This window comes from Neobacillus novalis NBRC 102450 (genome assembly GCF_001591805.1).
Lineage (GTDB): Bacteria > Bacillota > Bacilli > Bacillales > Cytobacillaceae > Neobacillus > Neobacillus novalis.
Genome location: NZ_BCVP01000032.1, coordinates 34,027 through 53,478, shown reverse-complemented (window position 1 = coordinate 53,478; position 19,452 = coordinate 34,027). Strand labels below are relative to the sequence as shown.

Annotated in this window: 17 protein-coding genes; 14 read left to right on the top strand and 3 right to left on the bottom strand. The window is 41.4% G+C overall.

All coding sequences use genetic code 11. The features are described 5' to 3' along the window. The first annotated feature begins 1 nt into the window (after position 1). The 4 genes from purM to purD all read left to right on the top strand — a co-directional run bounded on the left by purM (position 2) and on the right by purD (position 4,636). The gene (purM, locus tag BANVL01_RS20985; protein ID WP_066095488.1) at positions 2–1,036 is read left to right on the top strand and encodes a phosphoribosylformylglycinamidine cyclo-ligase; all 1,035 of its coding nucleotides are present in this window, start codon (positions 2–4) and stop codon (positions 1,034–1,036) included. After that, a complete protein-coding gene (purN, locus tag BANVL01_RS20980) occupies positions 1,033–1,617 on the top strand; it encodes a phosphoribosylglycinamide formyltransferase (protein ID WP_066095491.1) in 585 nt (194 codons plus the stop codon). Before purM ends, purN begins: the two co-directional genes overlap by 4 nt. Continuing rightward, a complete protein-coding gene (gene purH, locus BANVL01_RS20975) occupies positions 1,614–3,149 on the top strand; it encodes a bifunctional phosphoribosylaminoimidazolecarboxamide formyltransferase/IMP cyclohydrolase (RefSeq protein ID WP_066095494.1) in 1,536 nt (511 codons plus the stop codon). Before purN ends, purH begins: the two co-directional genes overlap by 4 nt. Positions 3,150–3,364: 215 nt before the next feature. Continuing rightward, on the top strand, positions 3,365–4,636 hold the full coding sequence (gene purD / locus BANVL01_RS20970; RefSeq protein ID WP_066095497.1) for a phosphoribosylamine--glycine ligase: 1,272 nt from the start codon (positions 3,365–3,367) through the stop codon (positions 4,634–4,636). Positions 4,637–5,335: 699 nt separating this feature from the next. Here the strand turns inward: purD and BANVL01_RS20965 are convergent. Then, positions 5,336–6,115, bottom strand: coding sequence for a YibE/F family protein (locus BANVL01_RS20965; protein WP_066095500.1), 780 nt, complete (start codon positions 6,113–6,115; stop codon positions 5,336–5,338). Then, the gene (locus tag BANVL01_RS20960) at positions 6,112–7,251 is read right to left on the bottom strand and encodes a YibE/F family protein (protein ID WP_244888997.1); all 1,140 of its coding nucleotides are present in this window, start codon (positions 7,249–7,251) and stop codon (positions 6,112–6,114) included. Before BANVL01_RS20960 ends, BANVL01_RS20965 begins: the two co-directional genes overlap by 4 nt. A gap of 238 nt (positions 7,252–7,489) precedes the next feature. On the opposite strand from BANVL01_RS20960, the gene BANVL01_RS20955 reads away from it, so the two are divergent. Genes BANVL01_RS20955 through BANVL01_RS20945 form a run of 3 tightly spaced genes read left to right on the top strand, consistent with a single transcriptional unit; the run spans position 7,490 to position 9,130 of the window. Next, complete coding sequence (locus tag BANVL01_RS20955) at positions 7,490–8,032, top strand: sigma-70 family RNA polymerase sigma factor (protein WP_066095504.1); 543 nt, start codon at positions 7,490–7,492, stop codon at positions 8,030–8,032. 7 nt (positions 8,033–8,039) lie between these two features. Next, entirely contained in the window at positions 8,040–8,834 is a 795-nt protein-coding gene (locus BANVL01_RS20950; RefSeq protein ID WP_066095507.1) for a hypothetical protein, read from the top strand. Positions 8,835–8,866: 32 nt separating this feature from the next. After that, a complete protein-coding gene (locus BANVL01_RS20945) occupies positions 8,867–9,130 on the top strand; it encodes a hypothetical protein (protein ID WP_066095510.1) in 264 nt (87 codons plus the stop codon). A gap of 128 nt (positions 9,131–9,258) precedes the next feature. On the opposite strand, the gene BANVL01_RS20940 is transcribed toward BANVL01_RS20945, so the two are convergent. After that, the gene (locus BANVL01_RS20940; protein ID WP_066095513.1) at positions 9,259–9,564 is read right to left on the bottom strand and encodes a YgaP family membrane protein; all 306 of its coding nucleotides are present in this window, start codon (positions 9,562–9,564) and stop codon (positions 9,259–9,261) included. A 166-nt stretch (positions 9,565–9,730) separates the two neighbouring features. Here BANVL01_RS20940 and BANVL01_RS20935 point away from each other — a divergent pair, with 166 nt between their 5' ends. The 7 genes from BANVL01_RS20935 to BANVL01_RS20905 all read left to right on the top strand — a co-directional run bounded on the left by BANVL01_RS20935 (position 9,731) and on the right by BANVL01_RS20905 (position 19,359). Next, positions 9,731–11,476: an adenine deaminase C-terminal domain-containing protein gene (locus tag BANVL01_RS20935; protein WP_066095516.1), complete on the top strand. Its 1,746-nt coding sequence runs from the start codon at positions 9,731–9,733 to the stop codon at positions 11,474–11,476. A 72-nt stretch (positions 11,477–11,548) separates the two neighbouring features. After that, entirely contained in the window at positions 11,549–12,598 is a 1,050-nt protein-coding gene (locus BANVL01_RS20930; RefSeq protein ID WP_066095519.1) for a DUF3048 domain-containing protein, read from the top strand. 28 nt (positions 12,599–12,626) lie between these two features. Further along, on the top strand, positions 12,627–12,941 hold the full coding sequence (locus BANVL01_RS20925) for a YerC/YecD family TrpR-related protein (RefSeq protein ID WP_024026477.1): 315 nt from the start codon (positions 12,627–12,629) through the stop codon (positions 12,939–12,941). 139 nt (positions 12,942–13,080) lie between these two features. Beyond that, the gene (pcrB, locus tag BANVL01_RS20920; RefSeq protein ID WP_066095522.1) at positions 13,081–13,764 is read left to right on the top strand and encodes a heptaprenylglyceryl phosphate synthase; all 684 of its coding nucleotides are present in this window, start codon (positions 13,081–13,083) and stop codon (positions 13,762–13,764) included. A gap of 70 nt (positions 13,765–13,834) precedes the next feature. Then, positions 13,835–16,117, top strand: a complete 2,283-nt coding sequence (pcrA, locus tag BANVL01_RS20915; protein WP_066095525.1) for a DNA helicase PcrA — start codon at positions 13,835–13,837, stop codon at positions 16,115–16,117. Between the two features lie 58 nt (positions 16,118–16,175). Next, complete coding sequence (gene ligA / locus BANVL01_RS20910) at positions 16,176–18,182, top strand: NAD-dependent DNA ligase LigA (protein ID WP_066095528.1); 2,007 nt, start codon at positions 16,176–16,178, stop codon at positions 18,180–18,182. 13 nt (positions 18,183–18,195) lie between these two features. Continuing rightward, a complete protein-coding gene (locus BANVL01_RS20905) occupies positions 18,196–19,359 on the top strand; it encodes a CamS family sex pheromone protein (protein WP_066095531.1) in 1,164 nt (387 codons plus the stop codon). Positions 19,360–19,452 lie beyond the last annotated feature (93 nt).

Here is a 19,452-nt window from a genome sequence, read left to right as displayed (position 1 = left end):
CGTGGCGAATGCGTATAAACAAGCTGGTGTGAACATTGAGGCGGGTTATGAAGCGGTTGAGAGAATGAAAAAGCATGTACAGCGAACAGCCAGGTCCGGCGTCTTTGGAAGCCTGGGCGGCTTTGGCGGCATGTTTGACCTATCCGTGCTCGGGTTAAAAGAACCAGTATTGGTGTCAGGCACCGATGGCGTGGGCACGAAGCTAATGATCGCCTTCATGATGGATCGTCATGACACGATTGGCATTGATGCGGTCGCGATGTGTGTCAATGATATCGTTGTTCAAGGGGCAGAGCCGCTTTACTTTTTAGATTATATTGCGTGCGGCAAGGCAGTTCCTGAAAAGATCGAGGCGATTGTCAAGGGGATTGCTGATGGCTGCGAGCAGGCTGGCTGTGCCTTAATTGGTGGCGAAACAGCTGAAATGCCGGGGCTCTATCGGGAGGATGAGTACGATCTTGCCGGATTTTCGGTAGGTGCGTGTGAAAAGCCGGCGTTAATTACCGGCGAAACCATCGCACCAGGTGACGTACTAATCGGCCTCGCTTCAAGCGGCATTCACAGCAATGGCTACTCGCTTGTCAGAAAAGTGTTTAACAATTGGTCGTTAATCGAGTTTGTGGATGTACTTGGATGTACATTAGGCGAAGAATTACTCAAGCCGACGAAGATCTACGTGAAGCCGATTTTGTCTGCATTGAAAAAATTCCAAATTAAAGGGATGGCCCATATTACCGGCGGTGGTTTTATTGAAAATATTCCGCGGATGCTGCCTGCTGGACTTGGCGCAGAATTAAATGAGAAAAACTGGCATATTCCCTCCGTGTTTAAATTAATTTCTGAGGCTGGACAAATCGATTATCAGGAAATGTATAATATTTTTAACATGGGAGTCGGCATGGTCGTTGCCGTTGACAAGGAAGATGCGCCTGATTTGCTCGAGCATTTCCAACAGGTTGGTGAAACGGCGTATGAACTGGGCATCGTGACGGATCAAGCGGGATTGAACATCAAAGGCTTTGGTGGACGGCGATGAAAAATATTGCAGTGTTCGCATCAGGAAGCGGTAGTAATTTTCAGGCGATCCTCGAGATGGTTCAAGAGGGGAAGCTTGAGGCGAATATTTCGTTGCTGGTTTGCGACAAACAGGGTGCGTACGTTACTGAAAGAGCCAAAGAGGCAGGCATTCCCGCTTTTGTTTTTTGCGCAAAGGACTATCTAAGTAAAGCAGACTACGAAGCGGAAATAGCCATGCTGCTAAAAGATAATAACGTTGATTTAATTGTGCTGGCCGGGTATATGCGCTTAATTGGGTCAACACTGCTTAAGGAGTATGAAGGGCGAATCGTGAATATTCATCCTTCGTTGCTTCCGGCGTTTCCAGGCAAAGATGCGATTGGCCAGGCGCTCGCGGCAAAAGCAAATTGGAGTGGTGTCACCATCCATTTTGTCGACGAAGGCATGGACACGGGACCGATTATTGTCCAGGAGCGGGTACGGATTGCTAAAAATGAGACCCATGAAAGCCTGCAACGGAAAATACAGGTGATTGAACACAAACTGTATCCTGAGATACTACAAATGCTGATGACAAGAGAAGAGGTTGAAACAAGATGAAAAAACGTGCGCTTATTAGTGTTTCTGATAAAAGTGGAGTGAGCGAGTTTGCGAAAGAGCTCGTCAGCCTTGGCTTTGAAATCATCTCTACCGGCGGAACGAAAAAAATGCTGGAGGAGCAGGGAATCCCAGTCTTAGGTGTTAGTGAAGTTACCGGCTTTCCGGAAATTCTCGAAGGGCGGGTTAAGACGTTAAACCCATTGATTCATGGCGGCTTACTGGCAAAACAGGACGATGCAGCACATCAAAAGCAGCTCGAGGCACATGGAATCGAGCCAATTCAGCTTGTTTGTGTCAATCTGTATCCTTTCCAGCAAACGATTGAAAAGCCAGATGTAACGGTTGCCGATGCGATTGAAAATATAGATATTGGCGGTCCAACGATGCTCCGTGCTTCTGCGAAAAATCACCAATATGTCACCGTTGTGGTCGATCCGTCCGATTATGAAACGGTAGTTGCGGAGTTGAAAGCTGAAGGCGAAACAAAGCTTGAAACGAGGGTAAGGCTTGCGGCCAAGGTGTTCCGCCATACTGCTGCCTATGACGCACTCATTGCGGATTACATGACAAATCTTGCCGAGGAGGCAACTCCGGAAAAATTAACGGTTACATATGAATTAAAGCAGACACTCCGTTACGGGGAAAACCCGCATCAGCATGCTGCATTTTATCAAAAGCCTTTAGGTTCATCGTTTTCGATTGCTTATGCTGAGCAGCTCCACGGCAAAGAACTTTCTTACAATAATATTAATGATGCTGATGCGGCACTGCAAATTGTTAAGGAGTTTACGGAACCAGCGGCAGTGGCAGTAAAACATATGAACCCATGTGGTGTCGGTACTGGTAAAACAGGGTTTGAAGCATTTACAAAGGCGTTTGCAGCCGATCCTGTTTCCATTTTTGGCGGTATCATTGCCTTTAACCGTGAAGTGGATGCAGAAACGGCAGCAAAGCTCCATGAAATATTCCTTGAGATTATTATTGCGCCATCGTACTCCGACGAAGCGTTAGCGATTTTAACAGCGAAAAAGAATCTGCGCCTGTTAACGATTCCATTTTCTAGTGTGAAAAAATCTGAGCTGAAACTGACCTCAATTGAGGGAGGATTACTTGTTCAGGAGCAAGACCTGTTCACATTGGATGATGCCGAAATCAAGGTTCCTACGAAAAGACAGCCGACTCCTGCCGAGTGGGAAGCATTAAAGTTGGGCTGGAAGGTTGTCAAACATGTGAAGTCGAATGCAATTGTTGTCGCTAATGAAGACATGACGATTGGAATTGGCGCCGGGCAGATGAACCGCGTCGGGGCCGCTGATATTGCTTTGAAGCAGGCAGGTAAAAAAGCTGAAGGTGCCGCACTCGCTTCCGATGCCTTTTTTCCAATGGACGATACCGTCGAAGCGGCAGCAAAGGCAGGAATTACCGCGATAATTCAGCCGGGCGGTTCGATTCGTGACGAGGATTCGATTAAAAAAGCAGATGAATATGGGATTGCAATGGTGTTTACCGGGGTAAGGCATTTTAAACACTAAGCTGTTTTGCTTACACGTTGTTGTTTTGTCGGAAAGCCGGCTCCAACTGTCGTAAACCGGGGATCAACTGTCGTGAAACGCAATTCAACTGTCGCTAAGCTGTCTCCAACTGTCGTAAAACGTACTCCAACTATCGAGAAGGTAGATTTCAGGATTTAATGGTAAAAAGCAACAAACTTTTAGTAAACAGCCAAACATAAAATGAGGTGAAATCGATGAAGGTACTAATCATTGGCCGCGGCGGGAGAGAACATGCCATTTGCCAAAAGGTTAGCGAGAGCACGCTTGTAGAAAAAGTATTTGTCGCTCCAGGAAACGATGGCATGGCTGATGTCGCGGAGCTGGTTCCTATCGAAGAATCGAACCACGAACCCCTCATTCAATTTGCCAAAGACCAAGCAATGGACTTAACGATTATCGGCCCGGAAGTCCCTCTCCTGGAAGGACTTGCCGACAAATTCGAGGCGGCGGGTTTGAAGGTATTCGGACCGCGAAAAGCAGCGGCAGAGATTGAAGGAAGCAAGTCGTTTGCCAAAGAATTGATGAAAAAATACCAAATTCCAACCGGCGATTATGCCGTTTTTACTTCTTATCAAGAAGCACGTAAATATGTCGAAGAAAAAGGAGCGCCGATTGTCATTAAAGCAGACGGATTGGCGGCGGGCAAAGGTGTTACGGTTGCCTTAACAAAAGAGGAAGCGCTCGAAAGCCTTGAAGAAATGCTCATCGACGCGAAGTTTGGCGGGGCATCTTCACGGGTCGTGATTGAAGAATTTTTAAGAGGTGAAGAATTTTCGCTCATGGCATTTGTAAATGGGGATATCGTTGTGCCGCTGGAAATAGCACAAGATCATAAGCGGGCCTATGATGGCGACCATGGTCCGAATACCGGCGGAATGGGTGCCTATTCACCGGTTCCTCAGATTGGTAAACAAACGGTGCAGACCGCCATCGACACAGTCCTGATACCTGCAGCGAAAGCAATGGTGCAAGAGAATCGCAGCTTTTGCGGGATATTATATGCAGGGTTAATTAATACTTTAGAGGGTCCAAAAGTCATCGAGTTTAACGCCCGTTTTGGCGACCCGGAAACACAGGTGATTTTGCCAAGATTAAAATCGGATTTAGTTGAAGTGATTTTAGAACTATTAGATGGTGTTAAGCCGAACCTTGAATGGGATGAACAAGCCATGATTGGGGTTGTAGTGGCTGCAAAAGGGTATCCGGAGGTTTATCAAAAGGGTGCCGTGCTAACTGGATTAGATGATATGAATGATGATGTAGTCACTTTTCATGCAGGAACGGTCAAAAATGAAGCGGGTGAATTTGTTACAGCAGGGGGCAGGGTGCTTCTTGTGGGGGCAAAGGCCGAAAACTTGGTTGAAGCACAAGAAAAAGTCTATCGCGAGTTGGGGAAATTAACTTGTGATGGAGTTTTTTATCGAAAAGATATTGGTGTGAGAGCATTTCAATCTGTTCTGGGGTAAAAGAAAAGCCGACCTAAGGTCGGCTTTTTTAAAATATCAGAATTTATATATCAGAGTTTTGTTATTTGGATTCGATTCATACTGCTAAAAGATGCTAATGCTTTCTGGAAAAGTAAATTATTCGGGTATAAAAAAGGGGAGGGTATATTTTCCTAAGGTTTTTCCATAGTAAATTTCAATTCGCTATTAAATCCTTAAATTCGCTAATAACCATGACAGATTCGCTAATAAACTTGTAAGATTCGCTAATAAACTCCCGAAATTCGCTAATAAAAAATAGGGGAGTATAATTGACTGCATTTCTTGTGAGTAAAACATGTTTTTCTGACGGGCAAGTCACTTCTAATTACATTTTTTCGCCAATTCAACGTCCAAAATGGATAATCTACTCCTCAACAGGCTGTTTTTTTCCAAAAGTTACTTTATTTAAAGCAATTACGATATTTTTAAAAGATAAGAAATATCGACCTCGAGAATTGTCCAGCTCCCTAGCAGCGAGATGCCTTCGCGCTCCACCCTACGATAAGTCAACATCTGAACGCTTGCGCGCACCGTGTTTCCAATACTCACTTTGAGCGCTCCAAAAGGAAAGCTTCGCACGAAGAAAAAGCGTTAGCTATTTCGAGGAGGCCATACAGCCACTGACCAGGGCGCTTGCGCCTTTCTTAAAAGGGGGCGTAAGCCAATCTGTCAAGAAGGTTAAAGAGCAACCTTCTCGCCTTTGTTTCTTTTTTTTACTAAATAATAGGCATTAATCCAGGAAGCAATAGGAATGATCAAAGCTACACCAATTCCGGCACAAAGGATTGTGATTATCTCAGCAATAAATACTTTTGAATTTACGATATCTCCAACTGAATAAGATAATTCTTTAAACCATAAAAGCAATCCCAGGTAGCCTCCTACGAAAGCAAAAAATAAAGTATTCGTCGTCGTTCCTAAAATATCCCTCCCGATACCTAATCCCGATAAGAATAACTCTTTCCTGCTAATTGATGGATGATGATTAAATAATTCACCCATGGGAGATGTAATGGAAATGGCAATATCCGTAATTGCACCAATTGTACTCATAATAATGACGGAAGATGCAATTTTAACAAAATCGACCCCAATATAAAGAGAGAATATGTGAAGCTCCTCTATTTCAAATTCCCCAAATCCTTGAATCATCGCAGTTTCTGTCACAATGTTAATAAAAATAAGTAAAATAACAATCGTGATCATAGTAGAAATGAAGGCTGTAGTTGTTTTGCTGTTCACTTTATTAATAAAAAATAAATTAATGCAACTAATCACTGTGCATCCAATCAATGTTAAGATGATTGGATTTGCCTTTGGACTTGCCATAAAAAGTACAGTAAGAAGGAGCACACCAAAGTTGATGAATAAAGAAATAAAAGACCGAATCCCATTTTTTCCGCCAATAAGGACCATCAATATAAATAAAATGGCTGCCAGCCACACTAATACATTCATACTCTTGTCCTCTTTCGATTAATGAAGAAAATAGAAGTATATAGACCAATCGGAATTGTTAACACGATGCCAATGCCGCCAGCCAGGGCTCGAGCTAATTCTAATGATAGGTTCATGGAAAGGGTATACCCCAATAAAGACGCATTTTTCAAAAACAAAATAAGCATTGGAATGGAACCACTGATATAGACAAAAAATAAAATACTCGTCATGGTTCCCATAATATCTTTACCAATCTCCATTCCCGATGTTTTAAGTGCTTTAACTGGTATGTTGTTATTTTTTTCATATAAAGCAAAGATCGAAGCAGACATTGTAATCGCAACATCCATGACGGCTCCTAAAGATCCAAGGAGTAATCCTGTCATAAAGACCATTTGATAACGCCGAGTCAGAAATTGCATTCCTTCATATCGAAGGCCATTTTCGGAAGTTAGCCACATAACAAAATAGGTAATGAACAGCGTAATAAAAGTCCCGATTAATGTCGCAACTATTGCTGCATATGTTTTTTCATTAAAACCGTTTACGAGTAATAAAGAAATAACAGTAAAAATAATCACACCTATGCTGCAGATCACTAGTAAACTTATGTCTGAGTTTTTCAAATACACATCCAAGGCAAAGGATAACAGGACAGCATTAACCGCCAAACTGATAATAGAAAGCAGTCCTTGCTTTTTTCCTACGATAAGTAAAGTAAAGATAAAAATCCAGGCGATGATTACTACGTATTTATCTCGTTTTACGTCTTTTATCGTTCCAGTTAAATCTGTATTTACGTCTGCGTTTTTATCAATTGAAATAAACAATTCATTTCCAACATAGTATTCTTGGTCATATGCTCCAGACGATGAATACTTATTCGTTAAATGGATCAGCTGTCCATTTTCTTCTCCATTTTTTAATTTGGCTATAATGCGCTGAGTGAATAGAAAGTCTTTATTATTATGTATATCAATCATTTCAGTTGTGTCTTCAAGATGGGTTTCGATGACTTCAGCGATTGGACGATTATAGAGCGATTGATTGTGAGTAACAAAAACAACAGAGGCGATAAGACAAAGCGCAATTATAGTGTAAAATATAAGTTGTTTGTAATGAAATTTTTTAAATTTGTTTACGATAACATTCAAAAAAAAACCTCCAACCATTGGATGCAATCCAGTAAACATTGGGCCTAGCATAACAAGTATGTCTTCAACGGTCAAGAAATTAGGGGCCAGTCTCCATCGCATTAAAAGTGCGTGAGACTGACCCTTTTTTTCGACAAATTTCTGGGCTTGACAGTGGCAGGGAGAATTTTTTCATCAAAAGGAACCTAATTGAATTACAAATCGTCAAAATACTAAAAACAGATAATGGGGGAGAAGAATGATAGAAGAGATAAATAGCTCCAAGGTAGAACCGCCTAATTATTTTAATCGAGAAGACAAACTAAAATGGCTTATGAGAACATATGGTAATGACGTAATCAGGGTGGCATACACTTATCTAAAGCAAAGGCAATTAGCAGAAGATGTGGCACAAGATGTATTTATTAAATGTTTTGAAAAAATGGATGACTTTCGAAACGAATCCTCGTATAAGACCTGGATTTTAAAAATTACGGTGAATAAATGTAAAGATGTTTTAAAGAGTTGGGCATTTAAAAATTTATTATTTACAGACTATTTCGGGAATAATCAGGAAGATCGAACAATTGAATCTAAACTGTTGAAAAAAGAAGAAAGCCAATTAATATCTCAGCAAGTAATGGAACTGCCATTAAAATTAAGAGAGGTCATTATTTTATTTTATTATCAAGAGTTTTCCATTGAAGAAATTTCTGTGCTGTTAAAGGTCAATTCGAACACGATTAAAACTAGATTACATAGAGGTCGCCTTAAATTAAAACAATCATTTGAGGGAGAGTGAACATTCAGTGGAAAATAAATTAATTAATCTAAAAGATAAAATGAATGAAACTTTATTACGGGATATTTATTTTAATGATAAGTTAGAGCAAAGTGTTTTAAGTTCCATTAAAAATAAAAAGAGTCGAGTTTTTCCATTTAGAAATAAATTTAATTCTCTTTTGAGTTTGGCAGTAACTACTGTATTCTTCCTAGGAATTGCTTATTTCGTAGCAACCCAACTAAATTTGTTTAAAGATTCACAAGGTAACAATGCAAGTGTGCCAAAAGAAAAAATAATAGAAACAACAAATAATGAAACGGCCAATACCTCATTTGAAGAACCCAATGCTATAAACAAAGATGACATTTCAAAGGAAACCGTTTTTTCAGAATTGAAAAAGTACTTACCTCAGAATGTTCTTGACAATATGCCGAATTTCAGACAAGAAGATCTAAATGAATCAACACTATACCTTTGGAGTAAAAAAGAACCTAACAGCGATAACTTTATTCATAAAATCGAAGTAATTTTCAACGAAAATGGATTTAAACAGTATCATTACAAGAACTACTCTTTTGATTTAAAAGAGAATAAGATTTCAAAAGATGTGGCTAACAAAATGGTTGAAAATTTTGCGAAATCCTTTATTAGTGATGGAGACCAATTATCTTTTGTAAATAAACCTGCTTGGGATAGTCTTTATGAGAAAGATGTTGTTGAAAGCTGGGTATCTGAAAAAGACAACAAGGAGTACATTGTAATGGTGAACTTAAGCTATGGTTATGTTGAGTTTTTTACAATACAAGATAAATCAAATTGAATGCAAAAGAATTTTCAAAGGAGGTAACAGAGATGATGTACTTAGACCGAAATAACTTGCCGCCGACTTTTGGAGAATTGATGAAGCGTGAGAGAGAAGAAGGTGAGAAAAAGGGGTTAGAGAAAGGAATCGAAAAAGGAATCGAGAAAGGAATCGAGAAAGGAATCGAAAAAGGTTTAATTAAAGCGAGGAGAAAGCTAGCAATGAAATTAATCCAAGACAATTTTCCGGATGAATATATTTCAGATCTGACAGAACTGGGGTTAGATGAAATTAAAGCAGTACGTGGAAGGTAGAATGTAGTCGAATGTTTTTTGGCTACGAAAAATATAGTTTGTTTAACAAGACACAAAACCGAACTTGACCATCTCAAGTTCGGTTTTCCTAGTTACTGTCCCATTTAATGCAACATTTCAGGTACATTTCAAGTCGGATTATAAGGCACCCCCTGATCCCCTTCCAAATTCGTCAATCCCTCCATCCCATCCATCGAATCGACAACCGCTGATTTTTCCGGCATCATTTCCTGGCATCTTTCATATAATGCCGTTATTGGGCAATAGCGGACGATTCCCTCGGCTACCTTCATCGCGCCGCATAGGGCTACAAACAGATAGGAATCCCGCCATGGGTGTTTCACAAGTTTTGCCGTACACCAGGATAACATGGTTAGTCCAATTGTAATCCGGATTAAAGCGTTTAATAGGCCAATATTGGGTTTGATATTCATTTTGCTCACTCCTTCACAAATTCTTTACAATATTTATCAATTCTTTACTGCGTTAAACGGTAAAATATGATAGTATAATAATAAAAGAAATTTTGTAAGGGCTTTCTTTGTTATTAAATCAAGATTTTATTATATAGATAGTATAAATAAAGGGAGGGGATATCATATGCTGGAACAACGTTACCGTTGGAAAAATAAACACCTGCGTATGCACATATCCGTGTTGGATGGGAAAACGTCTCCCACCATATTATTGAAAAACGCTTTATATTTAAATCAGTCATTTCGAAAGTGGATGAGGGCAAATATTTGGATTTATGAAGATCGGATTGTCTATGTTGGCGAGAATCTGCCAACATATATCGAAAACTGTGAAGTCATTGACTGCACAAATGAAATTCTTGTACCAGGATACATCGAGCCACATGCTCATCCCTTTCAATTATATAATCCCCAAACGCTTGCAGCCTATGCATCCCAATTTGGGACGACAACATTAATAAATGACAACATGGCATTAATGTTAAATTTGGAAAAAAGGGAAGCCTTTTCATTATTAAATGACCTGCGTTCGATTCCGACGACGATGTATTGGTGGAGCCGCTTTGATTCCCAAACGGAAATTCTGCATGAAGAAGAAATATTTTCGCACAGTAATATTAAGTCATGGCTTGAGCATGATGCAGTCCTTCAGGGCGGTGAGCTAACAGGCTGGCCCAGACTGCTTAATGGCGATGATATGATGCTTCACTGGATTCAAGAAGCAAAACGGATGCGTAAGAAAATTGAGGGTCACTTTCCTGGAGCATCTGAAAAAACCTTAGCAAAAATGATGCTCCTCGGGACGGACTGTGACCACGAAGCGATGACAGGTGAAGAGGTTTATAAGCGTTTAATGCAGGGGTATATGGTGTCATTAAGATATTCTTCTATCCGGCCTGATTTGCCGCAAATTTTGGACGATATGAAGCGACTTGGCATCGAGGCGTATGATCGCTTAATCTTTAATACCGACGGCTCATCCTCCGCCTTTTACGAACAAGGGATGAACGACCTGATGATCCGAATTGCCATTGAAAAAGGGGTCCCGATTATCGATGCCTATAATATGGCGACTGTCAATATCGCCAGATACTACAATATCGACCATTTACATGGGCAAATTGCCACTGGACGCATCGCCAATATTAACTTTTTATCGAGTATCGAAAACCCTGCGCCTGTTTCGGTCCTTGCGAAAGGGAAATGGGTAAAACGGGACGGAGTGAAAACAGAAGTTACTTATCCGCCATTGAAATGGAAGGAATATGGCCTGAAAAAGATGGAACTGGATTGGGAATTAACGATGGATGATCTACAATTCTCAATGCCTTTTGGAATCAAAATGGAAAACTCCGTAATCACCAAGCCCTACTCGATAGCGATTGATGTATCAGGGGATGAATTGTCGCATAATCATGATGAATGTTATTTTACCTTAATTGACCGTAACGGGAAATGGCGGATTAATACGCTGTTAAAAGGCTTCGCCACAAAATTGTCGGCATTAGCAAGCTCGTTTTCCAATACAGGTGATATTATTTTAATCGGGAAAAATAAACAAGATTTGCTTCTGGCATTTAATAGAATGAAAGAATTAGGCGGCGGGATTGTCATGGTCGAGGATGATCAGGTGGTTTGCGAGCTGCCGCTTCATTTAAATGGAATTATGTCAGACCTTCCTATGGAAGACTTAATGGTCCAAGAAAAACAGTTGTCTGAAGAGCTGCGAGCTAGGGGCTATTCTTTTTCAGATCCAATTTATAGTCTGCTGTTCTTTTCATCAACACATTTACCTTATATTCGGATTACCCAGCAGGGGATGTATGATGTGATGAATAAAACAGTACTCTTTCCGTCAATAATGCGTTAAACTGTAAATATCTAATGAGTTAAAGCGCGAAAGGAATTTTTGAGCCTTGGAGGAAATAGGGGTGTTCGTTGAATGAAAAAATGGGCTGCCGCCTTTGCAGCAATCTTGTTATTACTTTCTGGATGTAGTCATAAGGAGAAAGTAAAAGAACCAGTAAAGAAGGAAAAAACAGTCAATAAGGCTGAGGAAAAAGCGGAAGAGAAACAGGGTGCCCCGTATTTTTATCCGTTAACAGGCATAGGCTCTGAGACACAAACAGAGGGCAGGGCTGTTGCCGTCATGATTAATAATCATCCAAAGGCAAGGCCGCAATCGGGTTTGAACAAGGCTGACATCGTTTATGAGGTATTGGCAGAGGGTGATATAACGCGCTTCCTAGCTGTGTTTCAAAGTGAAAAACCGGCGAATATCGGTCCTGTCCGCAGTGCCCGCGATTATTATATTGACCTAGCTAAAGGACTGAATGCTCTTTATATTGCCCATGGCTGGAGTGAGGAAGCTAAGAAAATGCTAGAGGGCAATTATATCGACAATATTAATGGTATGGTTTATGATGGTACACTATTTAAACGGTCTAGTACTCGGAAGGCGCCACATAATTCCTATATAACGTATGAAAATATTTTAAAGGGTGCCGAACAAAAGAAGTATTCGCTGGAGAAAAGCCCGCCAGCCTTCAAGTTTTTATCAGAGGAAGACAGTAAAAATGTGACCGGTGACAAGGCAGAGTCAGTGAAAATTACCTATTCATCGGGTGGGATCTCTGATTCCAGCTTCGAATTTGATGCAGCCCTTGGTAAATATAAACGGTTTTCTGGCGGCGAGCAATCAGTCGATTTAGATACAAATGAACCCGTTTTACTTAATAATATTTTAATAATGGAAACAAACCATCGAGTAATCGATTCGGTTGGCCGACGCGATATTGATTTCAAGTCAGGCGGCAAGGCTTATTTGCTGCAGATGGGCAAGGTTAACGAAGTGGAATGGGCGAACAAGGACGGCCAGATTATCGCTGTTAAAGATGGTAAAGAAGTGCCATTCGTTCCAGGAAAAACATGGGTGAATGTGGTACCGACTAATCCTGGACTGGAAAAAAGCGTTTCATTTAACGCAAAATAAACATTTCATCAATTAAGGGGTAAACAATATGCAAATTAATAAATTACGCGGCAAAGAATTAGATCAATTATTTCAAGCAGTTCTCTCACTAAAGGATCTCGAAGAATGTTATCGCTTTTTTGACGATTTGTGCACGATTAATGAAATTCAATCGCTATCACAGCGTCTCGACGTAGCAAGAATGCTCCGGGACGGAAATACGTACCATAAAATTGAAACAGAAACAGGGGCAAGCACAGCAACGATTTCCCGTGTAAAACGTTGTTTAAACTTTGGCAACGATACGTATGAAATGGTCCTTGAACGGATTAAAGATGAAAACAGCAAGCCTGAAGAAGAATAACTAAGCCGAAGAGAATGTCTCTTCGGTTTTTCTTTTTACGTTGGTTAACATTTCTATAAATAGAATCAGTGTTTTCTTTTTTTATCGAATCGGCAAATGCTATAATGGTGTAATGGAATGATGAATGGGGGATCTTTGGATGTATGACTTTCGCGAGTGGCGGCATGTGTTTAAACTCGACCCAAATAAAGAAATATCTGATGATAAATTAGAAAAAATCTGCGAATCTGGCACAGATGCCGTGATTGTTGGCGGAACAGACGGCGTGACACTTGAAAACGTCCTCGACTTAATGGCGCGAGTTCGCCGCTATACGGTTCCATGTGTCCTTGAAGTTTCAAGTATTGAGACCGTTACACCGGGCTTTGACTTATACTTTATTCCGACCATTTTAAATAGCCGTGATCCGAAATGGATTACCGGGCTGCACCATGAAGCGGTTAAGGAATTTGGTGAAATCATAAATTGGGAAGAATTCGCGATGGAAGGCTACTGTATTTTGAATGAGGATTGCAAGGCCGCGAAACTGACGAACGCCAATGCAAACATCACCATTGATGATGTGAAGGCCTATGCGATGATGGCTGAAAAGATGTTTCAACTCCCAATCTTCTACTTGGAATATAGCGGAAAATACGGGGATCCCACAATGGTAGCCGAAGTGAAAAAGGTGCTTGAAAACACAACTCTCTTTTATGGCGGCGGGATTTCTACCATCGAACAAGCCGCAGAAATGGCCAAGCATGCTGATGTCATTGTTGTCGGAAACGCTATTTATGATGATTTTGATCAAGCATTAGAAACGGTAAAAAGTGTCAACTAGAATTTGCTTTAAAGTGAAAATCACGTTAAAATAAAATGAGAACAAATGTTTGTAAATGGTGGTGGAAGAAGTGCAATTTTTAACAGATAAGCTTTTAAACGGACTGAATCCGGAGCAGCAAAGTGCCGTAAAAGCAACTGACGGCCCGCTTCTCTTGATGGCAGGAGCCGGCAGTGGAAAAACAAGAGTATTAACACATCGAATTGGTTATTTAATCGTCGAAAAACGAGTGAATCCCTATAATATTTTAGCGATTACGTTTACAAATAAAGCTGCACGCGAGATGAGAGAAAGAATCGGGAAAATGATGGGCGGTGTGGCGGAAGAAATTTGGATTTCTACCTTTCACTCGATGTGTGTAAGAATTTTACGCCGCGATATCGACCGAATGGGCTTTAACCGCAATTTTACGATTCTGGACACAACCGACCAGCAATCCGTCGTTAAAGGAATCCTCAAAGACAAAAATCTCGATCCGAAGAAGTTTGATCCGCGCGCTATCCTAGGTTCCATCAGCTCAGCTAAAAATGAACTGATTGACCCCGAGGAATATGCGAAAACGGCCGGAGGTTATTTTGAACAAACCGTAAGTGATGTTTACACGGAATACCAGAAGCGATTACGGAAAAATCAGGCTCTCGACTTCGATGATCTGATCATGATGACGATTCAATTATTTCAGCGGGTACCGGATGTACTCGAGTATTATCAGCGTAAATTTCAATATATTCACGTCGATGAGTACCAGGATACGAACAGAGCACAGTATATGTTGGTCAAAATGCTTGCGAATCGCTTCCAAAACCTTTGTGTGGTCGGGGATTCCGATCAGTCGATTTACAGGTGGCGCGGTGCCGATATTGCTAATATTCTATCATTCGAAAAAGATTACCCGAACGCAACCGTTATTCTGCTTGAGCAAAACTATCGCTCGACAAAAAGGATTTTACTTGCCGCAAATAAGGTCATCGAAAATAATATGAACCGAAAGGCAAAGAATCTGTGGACAGAGAACCCTGAGGGGAACAAACTGGTTTATTACCGTGCCGATAGTGAGCAGGGCGAAGCCCAATTCGTTGCGGGAAAAATTAAAGAATTAACCCGAGATGGCAAAAAACTTTCCGACATTGCGATTCTTTATCGTACGAATGCACAGTCACGTGTGGTGGAGGAAGTGTTACTAAAATCGAATATTGAATATGCCATCGTTGGCGGTACTAAGTTCTATGACAGGAAAGAAATTAAGGATATGCTTGCCTATTTACGCTTGATTTCCAATCCGGACGATGACATCAGCTTACAACGGGTGATTAACGTTCCGAAACGTGGAATTGGTTCCACCTCGGTTGATAAAATCGCTAATTTTGCTGCAATGCACGATATTTCCTTATATCAGGCATTGGACTCGATTGAATTAATCGGCCTTAGCCCGAAAATTACAAAAGCAGCACGTGAATTCCATGATTTAATTCGTAATTATACGAATATGCAGGAGTTCCTTTCGGTTACAGAATTAGTTGAAGAGGTCCTTGAAAAGACTGGCTATCGTGAAATGCTTAAAGCAGAAAAATCGCTGGAAGCACAAAGCCGTCTAGAAAACCTCGAGGAATTATTATCGGTAACGAAAAACTTTGAAGACACCAGTGAAGATAGAAGTCTTGTTGCGTTTTTAACAGATTTAGCACTTGTTGCCGATATTGATTCATTGGATGATGATGGAGAAAAGGCCGATTCGATTACACTGATGACCTTACACTCTGCAAAAGGATTGGAATTTCCGGTTGTCTTCTTGATTGGTCTGGAAGAAGGGGTATTCCCGCATAGCCGTTCACTTATGGAAGAGATGGAGATGGAAGAGGAACGCCGTTTGGCCTATGTTGGAATTACTAGGGCAGAGCAAAGCTTATTTATCACCAATGCGCAAATGAGAACCTTGTTTGGGAGAACGAATATGAATCCGGCCTCAAGGTTCATCAGTGAAATACCGGAAGATTTGATTGAAGGTGTGGAGCCGGAGAATCGGATGAATACGCCATTTGGTTCTAGTGGAAGAACGTTTGGTTCGTCAGGAAATTCTTTTGGTTCATCTAGAACTTCCTCTTTTGGCGCACCAAGATCTTTCGCTCCCCCGGCAGCAAAACGAAAACCGGTGACAAGGCCTGTTTCCGCGGCATCTAGTGGCGAAGAAACCGGCTGGAAGGTTGGCGATAAAGCAGAGCATGGTAAATGGGGAACCGGTACAGTCGTTAGTGTAAAAGGCCAAGGCGAAGGAACGGAGCTTGATATTGCTTTTCCAAGCCCAGTTGGGATCAAACGCCTCTTGGCGAAATTTGCACCAATAAAAAAAGCGTAACAATTACTCCACAGGCTGCGTCAAATACTTAGGGAATTATTACGAAAGGGCTGGATATATGGACCTTCAAATCGCTGAACAGACAATCAATGAAATTAGAAGCCTATTGAATCAATATGGCTATGAATATTATGTGTTAGACAAACCATCTGTACCAGATGCAGAATATGACAAGCTCATGCAGGAACTGCTGGAGCTGGAAGAAAAGTTCCCGGAGCTAAAAACGCCAGATTCTCCTTCAGTCCGTGTTGGAGGAGCCATTCTTGCACTTTTTGAAAAGGTTGAGCACCGCACCCCGATGTTAAGCCTTGGGAATGCCTTTAATGAACAGGATTTAAGGGACTTTGACCGCCGCATCCGTCAGGCGGTCGGCGATAACTTTTCCTATGTATGTGAGCTGAAAATTGACGGGCTTGCTGTTTCTTTACGGTATGAAGACGGTCTATTTGTCCAAGGCGCTACCCGCGGGGATGGAACGATCGGTGAAGATATCACTGCTAATCTAAAAACCATCAAATCGATTCCCCTGCGTTTACTGGAACCTGTTTCGTTAGAGGTCCGCGGCGAAGCCTTTATGCCGAAGCGCTCGTTTGAAGCATTGAATCAGGCACGAACGGAACGCGGCGAAGATCTGTTTGCCAATCCGAGGAACGCCGCTGCGGGATCACTGAGACAGCTTGACCCAAAGATTGCTGCTTCGAGAAAATTAGATGTCTTCCTATATGGAATTGGCAATCCAGAAGCAATTGGGGCAGTGTCTCACAGCGATGGCCTGGATTACTTGGATCATCTTGGTTTTAAAACGAATAAAGAACGGCGGAAATGTGCATCTATTGATGAAGTCGTCCAGTTTGTAAATGACTGGGTCGAAAAGCGCCAAAATCTCCCTTACGAAATTGACGGGATTGTCATCAAAGTCGATTCTTTAGAGCAGCAGGATGAGCTTGGTACTACAGCAAAAAGTCCGCGCTGGGCAATTGCTTTTAAATTCCCGGCTGAAGAAGTAGTGACAACACTAATAGATATCGAGTTAAGTGTCGGCAGGACAGGGGTCATTACTCCGACGGCCATTTTAGAACCTGTTAAGGTAGCGGGAACCACAGTACAGCGGGCTTCCTTGCACAATGAGGATTTAATCCGCGAGAAGGATATTAAAATTGGCGATAAAGTCGTCGTTAAAAAAGCAGGCGATATCATTCCGGAAGTGGTCAATGTGCTGGCAGATCAGCGGACAGGCAATGAAGTGGATTTCAAGATGCCAACCCATTGTCCCGAGTGTGAGAGTGAGCTTGTACGTCTTGAAGGTGAAGTGGCACTGCGCTGTATTAACCCTAAATGCCCAGCGCAAATTCGCGAAGGCTTGATTCACTTTGTCTCAAGGAACGCGATGAATATCGACGGTCTTGGCGAAAGGGTCATCAGTCAGCTGTTTGCCGAAAAATTAATCAGCGATGTTGCTGATATTTATAAACTTACAAGTGAACAGCTTTTAGCCCTTGAAAGAATGGGCGAAAAATCAGTTTCTAATCTAATAAAAGCGATTGAAGCCTCCAAAAGCAATTCGCTTGAAAAGCTATTATTCGGTCTTGGTATCCGTCATGTCGGTGCGAAAGCAGCAAAAACGCTGGCGCTCAACTTTGATTCGATGGATAAACTTGCGATTGCTTCTAAGGATGAACTAATCGCGATTAACGAAATCGGCGATAAAATGGCTGATTCCATTGTTGCCTTCTTTGAACAAGATGAAGCAAAGGAACTCATCAATGAATTAGTTGCTGCCGGGGTAAATATGGCGTATAAAGGAGTCAAACCGGTTTCGGCCGCAGAATCAGATTCGATTTTTGCCGGAAAAACAGTGGTCCTTACAGGAAAGCTTGAGCTATTATCGCGAAATGAAGCCAAGGAAAAGATTGAAGCACTTGGCGGCAATGTCGCAGGCAGTGTGAGCAAAAAAACACATCTCGTGGTTGCCGGTGCTGACGCTGGTTCGAAGTTAAAGAAAGCAGAAGAGCTGGGCATTGAAGTGTGGGATGAGGAGAAGCTTTTAGAAGAATTAAATAAATAAGAGGTGTTTCGAAATGAGAAAGGTCTCATTGCTCGCCCTCTCCCTTGTCTTTTTGCTGAGTGCCTGTGCACCCAACTTTCAGAAGCAAAATGAGGTTGTCCAAACAAAGGAGAAGGAAAAAGGGAAGGCGATTATTCCTAAATATAATATTTCCGATAAGTATTATCGGACGATTTTACCATTTGAGCCTGGGGAAGCACGCGGGCTGGTCGTCAGTAATATCAACACAAGATATGATTTAAATGAATTTGAAATGGGCCTAATGAGAATCGCCCAAAATAGCTTTGATACAGACAAATATTATTTCCGCGAAGGCCGGGAAATCAAAGGAACGACCGTAAGGCAATGGTTGAACCGTCAATACACGGATGCGCAGCTGAAAGAAAAGAAAATGAAGGCAGAAGAGAATATCGGCTTAAATCCGGTTAATTCAGGAACAGTCGAAGAACCTAGCAGCCCCATCTATTTAGCCCATATTTTAGAGCACGATTATTTAACAAAAGACGATAAAGGAACTGTAGCACTCGGTGGTGTGACGATTGGGCTGGCGTTAAATTCGTACTACTATTATAAAGTGCCGCAGGGCAATGGAACGATTGAAAAGGAAATGAAAATTTCCGCCGCAGAAATGGAAAAGGAAGGCAAGAAAATCGCCGAAGAAGTGGTCAAACGACTGCGTGCGATGAAGGATGTCTCCGATGTGCCAATCACAATCGCCCTATTTGAACAACAAACAAAATCTTCGGTTGTGCCTGGAAGATTCATTAGTTATACAACGGTTGATAAGGGCAAATCAAGTTTAAATGGCTGGGAAAATGTCGATGAAAAACACTATTTATTCCCTTCAGCTGATGCCCAGAATGATCATCGTGATGATCAACTTGCCTTTCTAAACTTTAAGCAGGATGTAGAAGAATATTTTCCAAATTTTAATGGTGTCATTGGCAGAGGCTTTTATGTTGGCGACCAGATGCAGGAATTGAATATCACCATTCCAATTCAATTCTATGGAAAAACAGAAGGAATCGGATTTAGCCAATACGTGACCGGCTTAGTGATGGAGCACTTTCCTAAGTATCTTTCTGTTTCGGTAAGTGTTACCTCTGTAGACGGTCCTGAAGCTCTTATCGTCAAAAAAGCCAATGCAACCGAACCATTCGTTTATATTTACCAATAAGACCCGGTGATTCCGGGTCTTTATTTTATTTGATAGAACGAAAGAAATCATGATAGAATGGACAGTGGATGTAAACGTTTTATTATATATAGG

Bases quoted from the DNA above. Each gene is read 5' to 3' on its own strand.
- BANVL01_RS20930 (WP_066095519.1), top strand. From the start codon at position 11,549: ATGAAAAAATGGGCTGCCGCCTTTGCAGCAATCTTGTTATTACTTTCT.
- purN (WP_066095491.1), top strand. From the start codon at position 1,033: ATGAAAAATATTGCAGTGTTCGCATCAGGAAGCGGTAGTAATTTTCAG.
- BANVL01_RS20965 (WP_066095500.1), bottom strand. From the start codon at position 6,115: ATGAATGTATTAGTGTGGCTGGCAGCCATTTTATTTATATTGATGGTC.
- BANVL01_RS20925 (WP_024026477.1), top strand. From the start codon at position 12,627: ATGCAAATTAATAAATTACGCGGCAAAGAATTAGATCAATTATTTCAA.
- BANVL01_RS20940 (WP_066095513.1), bottom strand. From the start codon at position 9,564: ATGAATATCAAACCCAATATTGGCCTATTAAACGCTTTAATCCGGATT.
- ligA (WP_066095528.1), top strand. From the start codon at position 16,176: ATGGACCTTCAAATCGCTGAACAGACAATCAATGAAATTAGAAGCCTA.
- BANVL01_RS20935 (WP_066095516.1), top strand. From the start codon at position 9,731: ATGCTGGAACAACGTTACCGTTGGAAAAATAAACACCTGCGTATGCAC.
- purD (WP_066095497.1), top strand. From the start codon at position 3,365: ATGAAGGTACTAATCATTGGCCGCGGCGGGAGAGAACATGCCATTTGC.
- BANVL01_RS20905 (WP_066095531.1), top strand. From the start codon at position 18,196: ATGAGAAAGGTCTCATTGCTCGCCCTCTCCCTTGTCTTTTTGCTGAGT.
- BANVL01_RS20955 (WP_066095504.1), top strand. From the start codon at position 7,490: ATGATAGAAGAGATAAATAGCTCCAAGGTAGAACCGCCTAATTATTTT.
- BANVL01_RS20945 (WP_066095510.1), top strand. From the start codon at position 8,867: ATGATGTACTTAGACCGAAATAACTTGCCGCCGACTTTTGGAGAATTG.
- purH (WP_066095494.1), top strand. From the start codon at position 1,614: ATGAAAAAACGTGCGCTTATTAGTGTTTCTGATAAAAGTGGAGTGAGC.
- pcrB (WP_066095522.1), top strand. From the start codon at position 13,081: ATGTATGACTTTCGCGAGTGGCGGCATGTGTTTAAACTCGACCCAAAT.